This is a genomic window from Caballeronia sp. M23-90 (genome assembly GCF_053574605.1).
In genome coordinates, this window is the sequence record NZ_JBSIPA010000107.1 from 1 (window position 1) to 16,277 (window position 16,277).

Here is a 16,277-nt window from a genome sequence, read left to right on the forward strand (position 1 = left end):
TGACGCCATCGTCGAACGCCTGCTTGCGAAGATCGCCGACGACCTCAAGCTCAAGGCCGATGATCGCGTTGCGTTGCTTGTGAACAATCTAGGCGCAACGCCATCGAGCGAGCCGTTGGTCATCGACTCGCATCAACGTAAGCGATACACCCGCCATTTCCAGCGCGCTAAGGAACGTGCCGGACCACGCGCGTTCCACGATGATATGTCTTGCAGCAAGGGCCCGAAGCGCTGATCCGGCGACAATGCTCAACTCGCTCGATGGCGTTGCGCCTAGATTGTTCACAAGCAACGCAACGCGATCATCGGCCTTGAGCTTGAGGTCGTCGGCGATCTTCGCAAGCAGGCGTTCGACGATGGCGTCGGCGGATACAAGCGCGCCGCGCTCGACGCCGGGTTCGCCGTGAATGCCGAGGCCCCATTCGATTTCATCGTCGGCGAGTGTGAAGCCGGGCTTGCCCGCAGCGGGCACGGTGCACGGAGTGAGGGCCACGCCCATCGTTCCAATCGATGCTGCCGCGTCCCGCGCGATCTGCATCACTTCGCTCAACGGCAATCCTTCGGCTGCTGCCGCGCCCGCTATCTTGTGAACGAATACGGTGCCCGCCAAGCCGCGCCGCCCGGCATGTTCGCCGCTTGCGGACAACGCGACGTCATCGGCGACGATCACCATCTCGACCGCGATTCCTTCAGCACGCGCAATCTCGGCGGCGAGTCCAAAGTTGAAGCGATCGCCGGTGTAGTTCTTCACGATAAGCAGCACGCCTGCCGGACCTGCGACGGCGCGAATGGCGTCTAGCACGGCATCGGTGGAAGGCGATGTGAAGACTTCTCCGGCCACCGCAGCGCTAAGCATGCCCGGACCCACGTAACCGCCGTGAGCGGGTTCGTGGCCGGAGCCTCCGCCCGAGATCAGCGCGACCTCGCCGAGCGCGGCAGCGGCCTCTGCATCGGCTCGCACGATGATCGTGCTGCCCTGCAGCAACGACAGCCCAGGATTGAACGCAGCGAGTCCGTCGAGCATGTCGGGCACGACGGCGGAGACATCGTTGATGAGCTTTTTCATTCCGACTCTTTCCTTGAAAGCCGCGGACTCGCGGCGTGAGCACGTTACCGTTGCATTACATGATAAGGCAGCGGACGCACTGACCCTTTGCTTCGGGGCAAAGAATCATGGGCTTGCGCGCTTAGTCGTGTGCGTCATATCGATAGCATTTTGATTATTCGTTCCAACCGTAGAGTGTATTCGTCGCCATCTACTATTTCCCACGATGCACCGCGCATATAGTCAATCCAACCCCGCGACACTACGGGAACAGCTAATCCTTAGCGACTGAACGCGCTTCACCACGAGCAACGTCCAGTCAACAAACGAACTTACCTGCAGGACTGACATGACGAAACTATCTGGAAAGATCGCCGTAGTTACAGGCGGAAACAGCGGCATGGGCCTGGCAACCGCACGTCTCTTCGCTAAAGAAGGCGCGAAGGTCATCATCACGGGACGCCGGCAGAAAGAGCTGGATGAAGCGGTGGAAAGTATCGGTTCAAACGGAGAGGGCGTCCTGGGCGATGTCGCCAAGCTATCGGATCTGGACAAGCTGCACGACCACATCAAGGCGAAATACGGCCGCGTGGATATCATCTTTGCAAACGCAGGTGTAGGTTCGCTCGCACCGATCGATCAGGTAACGGAAGAGCAGTTCGACGAGACCTTCGGCATCAACGTGAAGGGTACGTACTTCACGGTGCAGAAGCTGCTCCCGTTGGTGCCGGATGGTGGCTCGATCATCCTGAATGCATCGATTGCCGCGAACACGGGCATGGAAGCGTTCAGCGTTTATTCCGCCAGTAAAGCGGCAGTCCGCTCGTTGGCGCGTACGTTGACGACCGATCTGAAGGCACGCAAGATCCGCGTGAATGCGATCAGCCCGGGTCCTATCGATACACCGATCTTCGGCAAGACGGGTCTGACCGAAGAACAGATCGAAGGCTTCAAGTCAGGCATCACATCGCAAGTACCGCTAGGCCGCATTGGTCTGTCGGAAGAAATCGCCAAGCCGGCTTTGTTCCTTGCATCCGACGATAGCAGCTATATCACGGGCATTGAACTCACCGTCGACGGCGGTATGGTTTCGGTCTGATCGTAAGCGGCAGGTTGGCGGCATCGGCTCATTCAGCGATGCCGCTTTTTGCGTTTGCGCTTAGATTGCTTTGGCGGTTGCACGCCGGATTGGCGCGGTGACGATATGCACGGCGCGTCCAGCAAAAAGTCCAAGCAATGCCATGACCAGGCACAGCGCGGCGCAAATCGCCAGGGCCACGTTCCAGTTTCCTGATGCGTCGTGCAATTGGCCGACCAGCGGCGGACCTGCGGCCGCAAGCAGATATCCAACGCATTGACTCATTCCCGATAACGCTGCCGCCTGATGCGAATTGCTCGCTCGCAAGCTCACAAACGCAAGGCCAAGAATGATCGCGGCACCGGCACCGATGCCAAAGAAAATGATCCAGAGCATCGCCATGGACGGCGCCAAGAGCAGCCCGAGCAAACCAATCGCGCTGATGATCGACGCAATGAACGCAGCCACACGCTGATCTTTCAACTTCCGCACGACAGGCAAAAGCAGCAGGCCCGGAACCGCTGTTGCGAGTTGCAGGACCCCGTGGAGGGAGCCGGCTTTATCGGAGGAAAAACCGGCATCGTGAAGTATTGCGGGCAGCCAGCTTACCGCGACGTAGTAGACAAACGAATTCAGTCCAAGGAACAACGTCACTTGCCACGCGAGCGCGGAACGCCACACTTCGCCGCCGTGAGGAGGTGTGGCTGTGTCTCTTGAAGGCGATGTCCGGTTGCGAAGTTGCGGCAGCCATATCAAAGCAGTGACAATCGGCAGCACGATAAACGCGCCGATAACCAGCCGCCAGTCCGAGTCGAAGAGCTGTGCAAGCGGAACGGCGATGACCGAGGCGATGGCAGCGCCAACGCCCATCGTCAGTGCGTAAGCGGAGGTGAGGGTGGCGGTTTTATCGGGGAAATCGCGCTTGAGCAAACTCGGCAGCAATACATTCCCCAGTGCAATCCCGCCGCCGATGATCGCCGTGCCGAGATAAAGACACCATACGGTTCCCGTCGAGCGCACGGCGATGCCCGCGCCAATCAAAACCAGCGCCGCGAACAACGAACGTTCGAGACCGTATTCACGGGCGACGCGCGCTGCAAACGGCGAAACAATCGCAAACGCGAGCAAGGGCAGGGTGATCAGCATGCCCGCTTCGGTCGTCGTCAGGTCGGCATTCGCACGAATCAAACCGAGCAGCGGCGCAACGCCGGTAAAAGGCGCACGCAAATTCGCGGCGATCAACAGGATTCCGACTATCAACAACGCCGGCCGCACCACGATTGGCGCAGCACCAGATTGAGATTTCACGATGATTTCGATCCGACATTAACAAGCCTTAAGACTAAACATTGGACGCGGATACGAATCTGGAGATAATGACAAAATAGTTCTAAAAGCGGTCAAAGACGCTATGTCGATCCTTCGCGCCACTCTGACGAGTTTTGATCCGGACACCATGCATCAGCCCGCGAACGCCGTGCGCGTAGATGTGGTGGAGAACGAGAGCGAGTTGCCGATGCACCGGCACAGCAAGGGCCAACTGGTTGTTGCGTTGCGCGGCGGCGTGACGTGCGAAGTGTCCGATGGTCTCTGGATGGTGCCGCCGCAATGCGGCGTGTGGGTGCCGGGCGGCATGTTGCACAGTAACCGCGTGACGGCTAACGGCCGTCTTTGTTTCCTGTACGTCGATCCGCTCGCGGCCGCGTTGCCGGATACATGTTGCACGCTTTCGCTTTCGCCGTTGTTGATTGAGTTGATCCAGCGGCTTGCCGCGCTTCCGCAGATCTATGACATCGATGGCCCGACTGGCCGGCTCGTCAGCGTCCTGCTGGACGAACTCACGGAGATGAAAACCGAGCAGCTCCATTTGCCGATTTCGGAAGATCCGAAGCTGCGCCATATTGCCAATGCGCTCACGGTCGATCCCGCCGACCGGAGCACGGCGGCCGAGTGGGGCACGCGGGTCGCAATGAGCGAACGCACGCTCACACGCCTTGTTCTGCGCGAAACGGGCATGAGCTTTGGCCGATGGCGCCAGCAACTGCACATCATCATTGCGCTGCAGCGGCTTTCCGCGGGGGCGTTGGTACAGCGCGTGGCGGAGGATCTTGGCTATGAATCGGTCAGCGCTTTCATCACGATGTTCAAGAAAGCGCTCGGCAAACCGCCGGCACGTTACTTCGCCGACAAGGATGATGGAAAAGGTGCTTAGAAGAACATTTCTTTTTGCTTTCAGATTTATTTCAAATGCATATAGAATGCGCTCACTCTAATTTGATCGGGGCGCACATGTCACCTTTTGCTAAAGCAGCGGCTACGTTGGCGGGCTGCATCGGGGCCTTCACCATGGTGGTTTGCATTGTCGAGGTGCTGGCGAATTAAGGCGGCGCTTAGTGATGAATGACGCTGACCGAGGCAGTATCTTGGCTTGCATGGCGGAGGGCGTTATCGACGCGATTGCCGCACGGCTCGGCCAGCAATCTCGTGAATGTCCACGACAATTGTTTGCGCTGTTTTATGAGTCCGGGGTGTAACACGCCGACGCTTGAAGTCGCCGCGCCGGCGTTTGCCCGTGACGTCAATGATGATACCGGTACTCCTGGGTGCGTCCGCCGTACCCGTAGGACGCCGCTCTCACATCTTCTACGTAGATATAACTCTCTTCATGTAGATCGCCCAGGATTCGCGCGAACCCTGCGTACACCTCCGCTATGTAACGCGCTTTTTCGTCTTTGGTATTGGTCTCGTCGGTGACCTTGATGTCCATATAGAAGCTTGCTTTCTTATGTTCGGTCAGCGGCTTGCCCGCGATCACCCAGCTATCCGGATTCACGAACTGGATCGTGATCGCCGTGACGTCGCGTTTCTTCCCCAGCAAGGAAGACGTCAATTCAAGCAACATGTCCGAGATCGCCAATACTTTTTCGGCCGACTTTTCACCGCTTACTTTCACGTTCAGGATAGGCATTTTCAGCTCCATTTAGTTCGCTATACAACTATTCAGGAAAAAAATCAGTCGATGCTCGACCGTGCTTCTTTCACGCTCGCAACTGTCGTAACGAAACAATCCTCGCCCATTTCAGCCTTCAGGCGCCGCGTCACTCCGGCGCTTGCAGCGTTCAGTTGATCCCTGATCTGCACTGCTTCATGGGTCGGATAAAGAGCCGTTTCCCGTCCATCCGACTCCGTCAATCTCCGCTCGATCAACATCAGCTTCTGCAAACCATCCAGCGTCCTGGTGGCCGTGGACCGGGATATGGCGAGTTCCGCGGCAAGCTCGCTTTGCACGATCCCTGGTTTGGCCAGCACCGCACGCAGCATGAATCCCTGTGGCGGAGTCAGGCCAAACGGTTTGTACGCAGCAGTCCATTCACGCTCGAGGGTTCGCGCAAGGGCCGTTGTGTTGAAGTAAATGCAGTGATCGAACATGGACACACGATAAATCAAAGTGATTCGCTATGCAACTAGTTTGAATGAGAAATATTGGACGTCAGCTTAAAGATATCGAGACGTAAGCTATTTGATAGAAAGAGCGCCTTACCAAGTCTTCGCAAACGTTTCACAAAATATTCTTGAAGCGTCCGCACACTGGCGACCGCGATGAAAGGAGAAGCGTCATCGCGGATATTCAAGTGCATCGAACAGGCGGAGACATCATGAGACGAATCGCGATACTCGCGTTGACTACGCTCGCCCTTGCGGCGTGCGGTCCGGATGACCACGAAAGTTTCAGCGCCACCCAGGCTGCGGCAAATCCGGCGCTGCCGGCGAGTGCAATCGAACCATTGGTGCAAGCCGCGCCTTCCGGCGAACTGGCGGCCAGCAGCGCCATTGCCGCCGCACAGACGAGTCTTGCAGCAGACACGCAACAGGTCGCACCGGTCATGCATTCTCCACCCGACACGACGCAATGAACCATCCCCATTCGATCGTTTCCTTCACGACCGAAGCCGTATCGCAGTCCCTTCAAAACACATTAAAAGGTGAAGCACGATGACATTGAACAGCCGTCGCCGTTTCCTGCAAACCGTTGCCACATCAGCCGGCGCTGCCGCCGCGTTGACCGTATTCCCCGAGTCGATCCGCAAGGCGCTGGCGATCCCCGCATCGCACCGTTCGGGATCGATCAACGACGTCGAACACATTGTGGTGTTCATGCAGGAGAACCGCTCGTTCGATCACTACATGGGCCATATGCGCGGTGTTCGCGGCTATAACGACCGCTTCCCGATCCCGCTACCCAACGGCAAGCCGGTATGGTTCCAGCCGTCGCAGGAAGACGCAACGAAGCCCGTTCTGCCGTTCCACCTGAACACGCAGACCACCAGCGCGCAATGCGTGGGCGACCTGGATCATTCCTGGTACAAGACGCATGCGGCCATCGACGGCGGCCGTTACGATCAATGGCCCGCGAACAAGACCGACATGACGATGGGCTATCACCTGCGCAGCGACATTCCGTTTCACTATGCGCTCGCCGATGCGTTCACCGTCTGCGATGCCTACTTCTGCTCGCTGCCGGGTCCGACGCATCCGAACCGCTCGTACCTGATGACGGGTACGGTCGATCCGACCGGCACGCTCGGCGGTCCGCTGCTCGACAACAATGATTTCGTCGATGGCGACGGTCCTCCGCAATACCAGTTGCTCTCGTGGACCACGTATCCGGAGCGTCTGGAAGCTGCAGGCGTCTCGTGGCAGATCTACCAGCAGGGCCTGACCGGCGCCGATCCGCTCAACGGCAACTATGGCACGAACATCCTGCAGAACTTCACGAACATCATCAACGCGCCGCAGGGTTCTTCGCTGCAGCAGCGCGCAAATGCCGTGCGCACCCTCGACGACCTCAAGGCCGACGTCCTTGCGAACAAGCTGCCGCAAGTGTCGTGGCTGTGCCCGCCGGCCGCTTACTCCGAGCATCCGAAATACACGCCGGCTTACGGGGCCGAATACACGTCGCAGATTCTGGACGCGCTCACGGCGAATCCGGAAGTCTGGAGCAAGACTGTGTTGTTCATCATGTACGACGAGAACGACGGTTTCTTCGATCACGTCGTGCCGCCGCAACCGCCGACATCGCGTTCGCAAGGTTTGTCGACGGTGACGACCGACGGCGAGCTGCATACGGTCGTCAATCCGGGCCGTGGCGGCAGCTATACCGCCGATGGTCTTCCGTACGGCCTCGGACCACGCGTGCCGATGACGGTCGTATCGCCGTGGACCAAGGGTGGCTTCGTGTGCTCGCAAGTGTTCGATCACACGTCGGTGATCCGTTTTATCGAAACGCGTTTCGGCGTGATGGAGCCGAACATCACGCCGTGGCGTCGTGCGGTTTGCGGCGACCTGACCACGGCATTCGACTTCCGTACGCCCGACGCACAGATGCCGACGCTGCCGGACACGAGCAACTACAAGACCATCGCCGATAACCAGTGCGCCACGCAGCCCGCACCCACGGTTCCGGCTGTGCCGGGCGTGATCGATCCGCAGGAACCCGGTACGCGTTTCGCCCGTGCGTTGCCCTATGAGTTGCACGTGAACAGTCAGGTAGACGCAGACCGCAAGCAGTTCGCGCTGCAATTCTCCAATACGGGTTCGCAAGGCGCGCACTTCTACGTGTACTCCGCGAACCGCACCGATGGCCCATGGCGCTATACGGTCGAGGCCGGCAAGACGTTGCGTGAAACGTTCGATCTCAGCATGACTGCGGGCGTCTATGCATTCACGGTGTACGGACCCAACGGTTTCGTGCGCGAGTTCGCGGGCAATGCATCGCAGTCGAAGGGCGGCGGTTTGTTCAACAAACCGGCTCATCCGGAAGTTGTCGCGCAGTACGACGTGGCGAACGGCAACGTGTTCCTGAAGTTCTCGAGCAAGGGGGGAGGCTTCGCGAAGTTATCGGTGATCGATAACGCCTACGGCGCGCAACCGCGACATGTGATCGTGCCGCCGCTCGGTTCGATCGAAGAGCCGTGGATTCTAGCGGCAAGCCATCACTGGTACGACCTGAGCATCACCAGTAACGACGACGCTTCGTTCGTGCGCCGTCTTGCCGGGCACGTCGAGAACGGCCGCACGAGTCTCAGCGATCCGGCGGCGGTCGCGCCGGTGACCACGTTCGTCTGAGATTGCAATGCAATATTGATGTTGACGGCAAACCCTTAAGCCATTTATTGTTTGTCTCATGAACTCGCATCTCTTCGCCCTTACGACCGCGACCACCACGACCACCTGCACAGGCGGGTCGTCTGAAGGTCGCGCGTATTAAAGCTTGAATGTGCGATTCCAGAAGGCCCCGCCGGAAACGGTCGGGGCCTTTTGCGTTGTGCGGCTCTTCGCCCCTCCGTTCCGGTTTCAAGGATCAACCACGAAACGGAGTGCGTCATGAACGATATCGATCATCGTCAATTGGGTAGCAAGCTGGATCTTTTCCATCAACAGGACGAAGGGCCCGGCATGGTGTTCTGGCATCCGCGCGGGTGGGCGTTGTATCGCGTGATCGAGGATTACATGCGGCGTCGAATGCGTAGCGCGGGGTTTCGCGAAGTGCGCACGCCACAACTCCTCGCGCGTTCGCTCTGGGAGCGCAGCGGGCATTGGGACAAATTCCAGTCGGGCATGTACTCGCTCAGCGACGCCGAAGAGCACCGCGCGTATTGTCTTAAGCCCATGAGCTGTCCCTGTCATGTGCAGATTTTCAACCAGCGTATTCGCTCTTACCGTGATCTGCCGATTCGATACAGCGAGTTCGGCGCATGTCATCGCGACGAACCGTCCGGTTCGCTCGAAGGCCTGAAGCGCACGCGCGCCTTTACGCAGGACGACGCGCACGTCTTCTGCGCCGAGGATCAGATAGAAGCCGAAGTACGAAGGTTCTGCGATCTGCTTCGTGTGGTCTACGCGGATCTCGGCTTCTCCACGTTCAACGTCATGCTCGCAACGCGGCCCGAGCAGCGCGCGGGCGCGGATGACGTCTGGGATCGCGCGGAAGCATCGCTTGCAAAGGCCGCGGCTGCCGCCGGCCTGGACTTCGAGCTACGTCCAGGCGAAGGCGCGTTCTACGGTCCAAAGCTCGAGTTCCATCTTGTCGACAGTCGTGGCCGCAACTGGCAATGCGGCACGATCCAGCTTGATTTCGTGCTGCCCGTTCGACTCGATGCGAACTTCGTGAATGACCACGATGAACACATACGTCCGGTGATGATTCACCACGCGGTGCTCGGCAGCATGGAGCGGTTCATTGCGATGCTGCTTGAACATCACGAAGGCTGGTTGCCGCTGTGGCTCGCGCCGGATCAGGTCGCGGTGGCGACGGTTTCAGATGCCAGCATCGGATACGGTCAGCGGGTGACGAACGCGCTGGAGGACGCGGGCCTGCGAGTCATGTTCGATGACAGGCCCGAGCGCCTCGAACGGAAGGTCGTCGATGCACGCGAGCAGCGCGTCCCGGTTTTTCTGACGGTAGGCAAGCGCGATGAGCAAGCTGAGACGGTATCGCTGCGATTCAGGGATGGCACACAAAACACGCTATTGATGAGCGACGGTGTTGAACGCCTGCGTGAATTGGCGCGCGTGCCGACTGTGGAACGAAGGTTGCGCATGTGATGCAGGAGCTTGCAATCAAAGATCTGCCGGAGAGACGTCATGAGCATTTTTACCAACATCCTCAACAAGATATTTCCGCAAGATCATCCGGCGAATACAGCGTCGGCGGGTGCGACCGCGCCCGCTGCGCCGCCATCGCCGAATGCTGATCCCACGAGCGGATCGACCGTCGCGGCGAGCAACGTCCAGCCTCCGGTTGCCGCGCTGCCGCCGGTCGATGTCGAAGCCGTACTGATCGAGCGGCAAGGGGGCGTCAACACGCAATTGAACTGGCGTTCATCGATTGTGGATTTGCTGAAGCTGCTCGATCTGGACAGTTCGCTGGATGCCCGCAAGGAACTCGCCGCCGAACTCAACTATCCAGGAAGCACCGAAGACAGTGCTGCGATGAATATATGGTTGCACAAACAAGTCATGCAGAAGCTTGCAGACAACGGCGGTCAGATCCCGGCGGATCTGAAAAGCTGAAAAGATTTGATGTCATCGCATCATGAATTCGCAGCGCAAATGCACGAACAGGAGACAGGAGACGAATATGGTCAGGAAAAACGGCATGGACCCGGTCGAGCTGGGCATCGCGTTGATCGAGGAGCAGTTGCTCGCGCTCGTGCTGTATGCGAGCACGGTGGGAAGCTGGATCGACAAGGACAAGACGCCGCCCGATCTCGCTGCGGCCAACACCTTGCTCAGGCGCAAGCGTTCACGTTCCGAGCCGCAGACGCACATGGAAGACGGTACGCCCGGTGTTGAAGGCGAGGCGCTGGGCGTGGCGCAATCGTGGGCGGCGTTCCATCAGGACCCGCAACGCTTGTCCGTGGTGCTGCGGGTAGCGGGCACGAACGCGATCCTCGCGGTCGCCGATTTCTTCGAAGCGCACGACTTCTCCGAACTTAGAACGCCTGAAGTCCAGTTCCTGATGCGTCTTCGCGATGCCGCCACCGGCGGCAATACGTTTCGCATCGAGTCGGGCGAACGCATTCCGGTTGCATCGTTCAACGGTCTGGCGATCACGGACAAGCTGAACGGCTCGCCGCTGTTCGACGACGGTGTGACACCCGGGTTCGTCGAGTTCGGCGACATCGCCGCGCTGTTGCGTTATCTCGTCGATCACCTCCGTGGCGCACAAACCCTGATCAGCGACGGCGACGCCGGCTGATTCCACGCATCACACGGGCTTGCACTCTGATGCGGCCCGTTATCCGCTACATTCCTTGCCGTTCAGTCCCTCCATTCCCCCAAGGGTTTCCCCTCATTAATTCCCGCTTGACCAGTTGAATATGTCGCCTTAAATTCCGTACATGTTCCTACATGTACTTTTTAAAGGTGTAGGAAAGGAACAAGTCGCCGCAGCTTGCGGCCTGCTTATTCATCGTCTCAATTCACGTCGCCCGCCATGAACATCCGCATTCCGGCCGCACTGGTCCTGATCTGTCTCGCCCCGGCGGCGAAGGCGCAATCGAGCGTCACGTTGTATGGCATCGTCGATGAATTCGTGCAGGTGGTGAACACGGGCAGCGGTTATACGGGCGCGGTCGGTTCGTCGGGACAATGGGCGAGCCGCGTCGGCTTGCGCGGCACCGAGGACATTGGCGGCGGCAACCACATCAATTTCGATTTGCAGAATGGTTTCAATCCGAACGATGGCACCTTCGCATCGCCGGGAAGCATGTTCAACCGTCAGGCGTGGGTGGGCATTTCAGGCGGATGGGGTGAGGTGCGCGCGGGCCGCCAGAACTCGCCGATCTTCAACGATCAAGGCGGTCTCGACGCATTCGGCGCGGCTACTCAGGCATCCGGCTTCAGCAACTTGATGACGTTCACGGTGCGCACGAGCAATACGGTGTCGTACACGTCGCCGGTGATGGGCGGCCTGCAATTCAGCCTCTATTCGGGTTTCGGCGATGCCGGCGGCGTGCGCTCCGCAGGCTCCAGTTACCAGGCCGACGTGACTTACACGCATGGTCCGGTCGGCGCGGTTTTCGCGGCGCAGGCGGTCAAGAGCGCGGACGGCACCGCGACCGACAGAACCGAGGAAGCCGGTCTTTCGTATCAAATCGGCAAGACCACGCTGTTCGCCGGATGGAGCGGCTCGAAGTGGCGCGACATCAACCTTGACGTGAATGTCTATGGCGCATCGGCGCTGTATCAGTTCACGCCTTCGAGTGCATTGGCCGCGGGCTACACCTATCTCCACGATGAAACCGGGCAGGGCAATAACGCCAGCCAGATCTCCGCGCTCTATACGTATTCGTTGTCGAAGCGGACCAACATCTACAGCGCGTTGTCGTTCCTGCAAAACCGCGGGCAGGCGGCGTACCGGCTGGCGGGTTCGGCAAATGCCGGCTTGCCGCTTGCGTACAACGGCGCCGACGCGCGTGGCTTCCAGTTGGGCATCGTGCAACGATTTTAAGGAAAACATGTGCATACTTGTGCTTTTGCAGGGACCGGACGGTCCGGTTCCTGATGAGCACAGGGGTGGCAAATGGCAAAACGAGCAGTAAAAGCGGCGGAGGTCGGGCGTTCGAAGGCGCATATGGTCGCCGCCACGATCGAGCAGGAGATTTTGACGGGACGCCTGCCTTATGGGCAGCAACTGGAAAGCGAGAACGAACTGGTCGAGCGGTTCGCGGTCAGTCGCAACACGGTTCGCAAGGGACTCGATCTCCTGACCAATGGCGGATTGATTACACGCAAGGGCGGTATCGGTTCTTTCGTGACGTTCAACGGGCAGAACATCGACGGCACGCTCGGCTGGACCACCGCGATAGAAAAAGCAGGCGGCGCGCAAACGCGTTTGCTGCAGATCGCGCTGGTTGAAGACGAGACGCTCGCGCAGGAACTGAAGCTTGAGCGCAGCACGTTTGTCGCCATCGACCGGATGCGGGTGATGGGCGCCGAAGGGCAATGTATTTCGCTGGAACGCAGCCGTCTGCCTTTCAACGATGACCTCGCGGCGCTGCCGCTCGAAGGTCTCGTGGGCGGGTCGCTGAACCGGACGCTGATCGAGCATGGCATGGTGCCGCATCACGGCGAGCAGTGGGCGGAAGTCACTGGCCTGGAAGCTGCCGATGCACGCCTGCTCAAGCGTCGCGCGGGCACATCGTTCCTGCGTTCGCGGCGGCTCACGCGTGATCGGGAGGACCGCATTATCGAGTATGTCGTGAGCTTGCTGGACCCGGCTTTTTTTGCACTACACCTGGAATTCTGATGTCTTCGTCTTTGCATTCGACTCACCCCACATTGACCGATCGCGCCCGGGGCGCGTTCTATGGACTGGCATTGGGCGACGCGTTCGGCATGCCGACGCAATCGCTCAGCCGCGAACGGATCGTCGAGCAGTTCGGCCGTATCGACAAGCTTGAAAGCGCGTTTCCCGATCAGCCGATCGCACCGGACATGCCGGCGGGTTCGATCACCGACGACACCGAGCAGGCCATTCTCGTTGCGCATCTTCTCGCCGATAACAACGGCACGATCGAACCCCTCGCGTTCGCGCACGCGTTGATTGAATGGGAAGCGTCGATGAAGGCGCGCGGTTCGCTGGACCTGCTCGGGCCATCGACGAAACAGGCTATCGAACGCATCACCGCGGGTGAAGATCCGTTGCGCACGGGACGTTTTGGCACCACGAACGGCGCGGCCATGCGCGTGACGCCGGTCGGCATCGCGTTCGATCTGCGCCGGCAGGAACGGTTTATCGATGCAGTCGTGCAGTCTTGCGTCGTCACGCATAACACCACGCTTGGCATATCGAGCGCGGCGGCGGTGGCGGCGGCGGTATCGGCCGGGCTCAATGGCGCGACTCTGGGCGAAGCGCTTGAAGCCGGCATCGCGATGGCGCAAGCCGCCGAAACGCGCGGCTTCTGGGTTGCGGGCGGACGCATTGCGCCGCGCATTCGCCAGGCGCGCGAACTGATGCATCGAAGTGCAGAAGATGAAGTCGTCAATGTGCTGTACGACGTGATCGGCACGTCGGTGGCATCGCAGGAATCGGTGGTCGCGACGTTCGCGCTCGCCTTCGACGCCGAGCGGCGCGGCAACAGCATCGAATCATCGTTGGGCAGGGCGGCGAGCCTCGGTGGCGACACCGACACCATTGCGGCCATGCTCGGCGCAATCCTCGGCGCGTGTGCGGGTTATGACGCGTTGCCGGCGAGTTGTATCGATACCGTCAGGCGTGTGAATACGCTCGATCTGGAACCGCTTGTCGACCGCTTGCTTGGACTGCGCGCCGCGACTGCCTGACGCGCTTTACCGCCTTTTACGTAGTTCCCTTTAATCTGGAGATCGGACTCAGATGGCTTCGTCACGCACGTCAAACAGCGCTCGCAAAGTCGAGACGCGCGGTATCGAACCCGTACCGGAAAGCGAATGTCATGGACATCCGCTGCAGCTTTTCTGGGTCTGGTTTGCCGCCAACATCAGTATTCTCGGGCTGCCGCTCGGTGCCACGCTCGTCGCATTCCAGCATCTCGCGATCTGGCAGGCGGCGTTGGTCGCGATCGTGGGCGCCGCGGGATCGTTTGCAATCGTCGGTGTCATTTCGATAGCGGGACGGCGCGGACATGCGCCCAGCTTGACGCTCTCACGCGCCATATTCGGCGTGCGCGGCAACATCGGGCCGACCATCGTGTCACTGCTTTCGCGGCTCGGCTGGGAAACCGTCAACACCACGACCGCGGCTTATGTATTGTTGTCGCTTGCGACCATCGTGTTCGGCACGCCTGCAGAAGCGAAGGACGCGCCCGTGCTGACGCTCGTGTTTATCGCGGTGTTCGTGGTGATGACGATGATCGTGTCGGGGCTCGGGCACGCGACGCTGCTCGTGATCCAGAAGTGGTCAACGTATGTGTTTGGCGTGCTCAACCTGCTGGTCGCGGGGTTTTTGGTGACGGCCATCGACTGGCATGCGGTGTTCAATGCAGCGCCTGCGCCATTGAGCGCGGTGATCATCGGCATTGGCACGATTGCAGCGGGAACGGGTATTGGCTGGGCCAATGCCGGCGCCGACATGTCACGCTATCAGGCGCCGAAAGTGAAGGGGCCGGCGCTGGTGGCATCGGCGGCATTTGGCGCCGGCATTCCGCTGATCCTGCTCGTCACGCTCGGCGCGTTGCTCTCGGTGGGTAATGACCATCTCGCATCGGCGACCGATCCTATCGCCGCGATCCGCGAAATGTTGCCCACGTGGATGGCGATTCCGTATCTCATCACAGCATTCGGCGGCTTGCTGCTTTCCAACTACTTGTCCGTGTATTCGGCTGGCTTGACGACGCTCACGCTCGGCTTGAAAGTGAAGCGCGTGCAAGCCGTGGTGGTCGATGTCGTCGTGATCTTCGCCGGCTCGATCTACTTCATGTTGATCGCGGGAAGCTTCTACGGTCCGTTCATCGGCTTCATCTCGTTGCTCGCGGTGCCTATCACGGCATGGGTCGGTATCTTTGTGGTGGACCTGATTCATCGTCAGGAATATTCACCCAAGGATCTGCTCGATGTCTCGCCGCGCAGCGCGTACTGGTACAAAGGCGGTATCGAATGGCGTGCATTCGGCGCCTGGGCACTCGCAATCGTGCTCGGTTTCTGCTTCCTCTCGACAGGCGCTTATCACGGCGTGTTCTCGGGTTCGTGGTTCGGACGTAACGGCCTTGGATGGATCGTGACGTTCGTGGTGGCAGCCGGTGTGTATGCATTGTTGGGCGGCGCACGCGGTTCGGCCAAACGTTGGAAAACAGCATGACGCAAACAGTTTCACAGCAGCTATCCAGGTTGATTCATACGGGTCAGGTAATCGTCGATCTCGTCATGCAGATCGACGCGCTCCCCGCGCCCGGCGGCGATGTGCTCGCGCGCGACGCGAGCTTCGAGGTCGGCGGCGGTTTCAACGTCATGGCCGCTGCGCGGCGCAACGGCATGCACGTGGTCTATCCGGGCGGTCATGGACGCGGCCGCTTTGGTGCGCTCGCCCGCGAAGCGCTCGTGCGCGAGGGCGTAGAGGTTGCGGGTCCGGAAGTGGCTGATCAGGACACGGGCATTTGCGTGGCGATCGTCGATGCATCCGCCGAGCGCACCTTCGTCTCGCACATGGGCGCGGAAAGCGTGCTCGAGCGTGACGTGCTGGACGGCCTCGCGGTGAATGCGCACGACATAGTCTATGTGAGCGGTTACAGCCTGATGCTCGCCGACAAAGGCGCGGTGCTGATCGGCTGGCTGGAGCAGTTGCCTGCCGGGACGCGCGTTGCATTCGATCCGGGTCCGCTGGTCGGCGCTATCGATCCTGCGTTGCTCAATCGCATGCTGGGCGTTGTATCGATATGGACGAGCAACCGCGAGGAAGCGTTGCGCTTTGCGCAGACCGATAGCTTCGATACCGCCTTCGATACGATCATCTCGCGTCTAGCGCCGGGTGCGCTCGCAATCGTTCGCGATGGCAAGCGCGGCTGTGAATTGCGCGTTGGCGAAAGCCTCACGTACGTGCCGGGATTCGAAGTCAAGGCCGTCGACAGCAACGGTGCCGGCGATGCCCACGCCGGCGTGTTCCTGGCCGTGCTA

At 59.8% G+C, this 16,277-nt stretch carries 15 protein-coding genes and 1 pseudogene; 12 read left to right on the top strand and 4 right to left on the bottom strand.

Annotated features, from left to right (window positions below; all coding sequences use genetic code 11):
• Window positions 1–106: 106 nt before the first annotated feature.
• A pseudogene (locus ACRXB1_RS13370) lies at window positions 107–1,066 on the bottom strand (dihydroxyacetone kinase subunit DhaK); the annotation flags it as partial.
• Window positions 1,067–1,394: 328 nt separating this feature from the next.
• Here ACRXB1_RS13370 and ACRXB1_RS13375 point away from each other — a divergent pair.
• Window positions 1,395–2,144 carry a glucose 1-dehydrogenase gene (locus ACRXB1_RS13375; RefSeq protein ID WP_062002137.1) on the top strand — a complete coding sequence of 250 codons (750 nt, stop codon included), beginning with the start codon at window positions 1,395–1,397 and terminating at the stop codon, window positions 2,142–2,144.
• Window positions 2,145–2,204: 60 nt separating this feature from the next.
• On the opposite strand, the gene ACRXB1_RS13380 is transcribed toward ACRXB1_RS13375, so the two are convergent.
• Complete coding sequence (locus ACRXB1_RS13380; protein ID WP_449492261.1) at window positions 2,205–3,431, bottom strand: CynX/NimT family MFS transporter; 1,227 nt, start codon at window positions 3,429–3,431, stop codon at window positions 2,205–2,207.
• Window positions 3,432–3,534: 103 nt separating this feature from the next.
• Here ACRXB1_RS13380 and ACRXB1_RS13385 point away from each other — a divergent pair, with 103 nt between their 5' ends.
• Window positions 3,535–4,335 (top strand): AraC family transcriptional regulator, encoded by an 801-nt coding sequence (locus ACRXB1_RS13385; RefSeq protein WP_062002136.1) that lies wholly within the window; start codon window positions 3,535–3,537, stop codon window positions 4,333–4,335.
• 366 nt (window positions 4,336–4,701) lie between these two features.
• Here the strand turns inward: ACRXB1_RS13385 and ACRXB1_RS13390 are convergent, their stop codons facing one another.
• Both ACRXB1_RS13390 and ACRXB1_RS13395 read right to left on the bottom strand, forming a co-directional pair.
• Window positions 4,702–5,091 (bottom strand): tautomerase family protein, encoded by a 390-nt coding sequence (locus ACRXB1_RS13390; RefSeq protein ID WP_449492262.1) that lies wholly within the window; start codon window positions 5,089–5,091, stop codon window positions 4,702–4,704.
• A gap of 44 nt (window positions 5,092–5,135) precedes the next feature.
• Window positions 5,136–5,552, bottom strand: a complete 417-nt coding sequence (locus ACRXB1_RS13395; protein WP_075358305.1) for a MarR family winged helix-turn-helix transcriptional regulator — start codon at window positions 5,550–5,552, stop codon at window positions 5,136–5,138.
• 227 nt (window positions 5,553–5,779) lie between these two features.
• On the opposite strand from ACRXB1_RS13395, the gene ACRXB1_RS13400 reads away from it, so the two are divergent.
• The 10 genes from ACRXB1_RS13400 to ACRXB1_RS13445 all read left to right on the top strand — a co-directional run.
• Window positions 5,780–6,037 carry a hypothetical protein gene (locus ACRXB1_RS13400; RefSeq protein WP_062002134.1) on the top strand — a complete coding sequence of 86 codons (258 nt, stop codon included), beginning with the start codon at window positions 5,780–5,782 and terminating at the stop codon, window positions 6,035–6,037.
• A 79-nt stretch (window positions 6,038–6,116) separates the two neighbouring features.
• Window positions 6,117–8,249 (top strand): phosphocholine-specific phospholipase C, encoded by a 2,133-nt coding sequence (locus tag ACRXB1_RS13405; RefSeq protein ID WP_449492263.1) that lies wholly within the window; start codon window positions 6,117–6,119, stop codon window positions 8,247–8,249.
• Window positions 8,250–8,507: 258 nt separating this feature from the next.
• Entirely contained in the window at window positions 8,508–9,728 is a 1,221-nt protein-coding gene (thrS, locus tag ACRXB1_RS13410) for a threonine--tRNA ligase (protein WP_449492264.1), read from the top strand.
• 39 nt (window positions 9,729–9,767) lie between these two features.
• Entirely contained in the window at window positions 9,768–10,196 is a 429-nt protein-coding gene (locus tag ACRXB1_RS13415; RefSeq protein WP_449492265.1) for a DUF3597 domain-containing protein, read from the top strand.
• A 67-nt stretch (window positions 10,197–10,263) separates the two neighbouring features.
• Window positions 10,264–10,884, top strand: coding sequence for a hypothetical protein (locus ACRXB1_RS13420; protein WP_449492266.1), 621 nt, complete (start codon window positions 10,264–10,266; stop codon window positions 10,882–10,884).
• Window positions 10,885–11,121: 237 nt separating this feature from the next.
• Complete coding sequence (locus ACRXB1_RS13425) at window positions 11,122–12,138, top strand: porin (protein WP_062002130.1); 1,017 nt, start codon at window positions 11,122–11,124, stop codon at window positions 12,136–12,138.
• A gap of 72 nt (window positions 12,139–12,210) precedes the next feature.
• Window positions 12,211–12,936: a GntR family transcriptional regulator gene (locus tag ACRXB1_RS13430; RefSeq protein ID WP_062002129.1), complete on the top strand. Its 726-nt coding sequence runs from the start codon at window positions 12,211–12,213 to the stop codon at window positions 12,934–12,936.
• On the top strand, window positions 12,936–13,973 hold the full coding sequence (locus ACRXB1_RS13435; protein ID WP_075358310.1) for an ADP-ribosylglycohydrolase family protein: 1,038 nt from the start codon (window positions 12,936–12,938) through the stop codon (window positions 13,971–13,973). Before ACRXB1_RS13430 ends, ACRXB1_RS13435 begins: the two co-directional genes overlap by 1 nt.
• Window positions 13,974–14,025: 52 nt before the next feature.
• On the top strand, window positions 14,026–15,465 hold the full coding sequence (locus ACRXB1_RS13440; RefSeq protein WP_062002127.1) for a purine-cytosine permease family protein: 1,440 nt from the start codon (window positions 14,026–14,028) through the stop codon (window positions 15,463–15,465).
• A partial coding sequence (locus ACRXB1_RS13445; protein ID WP_449492267.1) for a PfkB family carbohydrate kinase occupies window positions 15,462–16,277 on the top strand: 816 nt, incomplete at its 3' end. The genes ACRXB1_RS13440 and ACRXB1_RS13445, both read left to right, overlap by 4 nt.

Excerpts from the sequence above, each read along its gene's own strand:
- ACRXB1_RS13375 (WP_062002137.1), top strand. The coding sequence starts at position 1,395 with ATGACGAAACTATCTGGAAAGATCGCCGTAGTTACAGGCGGAAACAGC.
- ACRXB1_RS13395 (WP_075358305.1), bottom strand. The coding sequence starts at position 5,552 with ATGTTCGATCACTGCATTTACTTCAACACAACGGCCCTTGCGCGAACC.
- ACRXB1_RS13390 (WP_449492262.1), bottom strand. The coding sequence starts at position 5,091 with ATGCCTATCCTGAACGTGAAAGTAAGCGGTGAAAAGTCGGCCGAAAAA.
- ACRXB1_RS13400 (WP_062002134.1), top strand. The coding sequence starts at position 5,780 with ATGAGACGAATCGCGATACTCGCGTTGACTACGCTCGCCCTTGCGGCG.
- ACRXB1_RS13415 (WP_449492265.1), top strand. The coding sequence starts at position 9,768 with ATGAGCATTTTTACCAACATCCTCAACAAGATATTTCCGCAAGATCAT.
- ACRXB1_RS13425 (WP_062002130.1), top strand. The coding sequence starts at position 11,122 with ATGAACATCCGCATTCCGGCCGCACTGGTCCTGATCTGTCTCGCCCCG.
- thrS (WP_449492264.1), top strand. The coding sequence starts at position 8,508 with ATGAACGATATCGATCATCGTCAATTGGGTAGCAAGCTGGATCTTTTC.
- ACRXB1_RS13420 (WP_449492266.1), top strand. The coding sequence starts at position 10,264 with ATGGTCAGGAAAAACGGCATGGACCCGGTCGAGCTGGGCATCGCGTTG.
- ACRXB1_RS13430 (WP_062002129.1), top strand. The coding sequence starts at position 12,211 with ATGGCAAAACGAGCAGTAAAAGCGGCGGAGGTCGGGCGTTCGAAGGCG.
- ACRXB1_RS13405 (WP_449492263.1), top strand. The coding sequence starts at position 6,117 with ATGACATTGAACAGCCGTCGCCGTTTCCTGCAAACCGTTGCCACATCA.
- ACRXB1_RS13440 (WP_062002127.1), top strand. The coding sequence starts at position 14,026 with ATGGCTTCGTCACGCACGTCAAACAGCGCTCGCAAAGTCGAGACGCGC.
- ACRXB1_RS13385 (WP_062002136.1), top strand. The coding sequence starts at position 3,535 with ATGTCGATCCTTCGCGCCACTCTGACGAGTTTTGATCCGGACACCATG.
- ACRXB1_RS13435 (WP_075358310.1), top strand. The coding sequence starts at position 12,936 with ATGTCTTCGTCTTTGCATTCGACTCACCCCACATTGACCGATCGCGCC.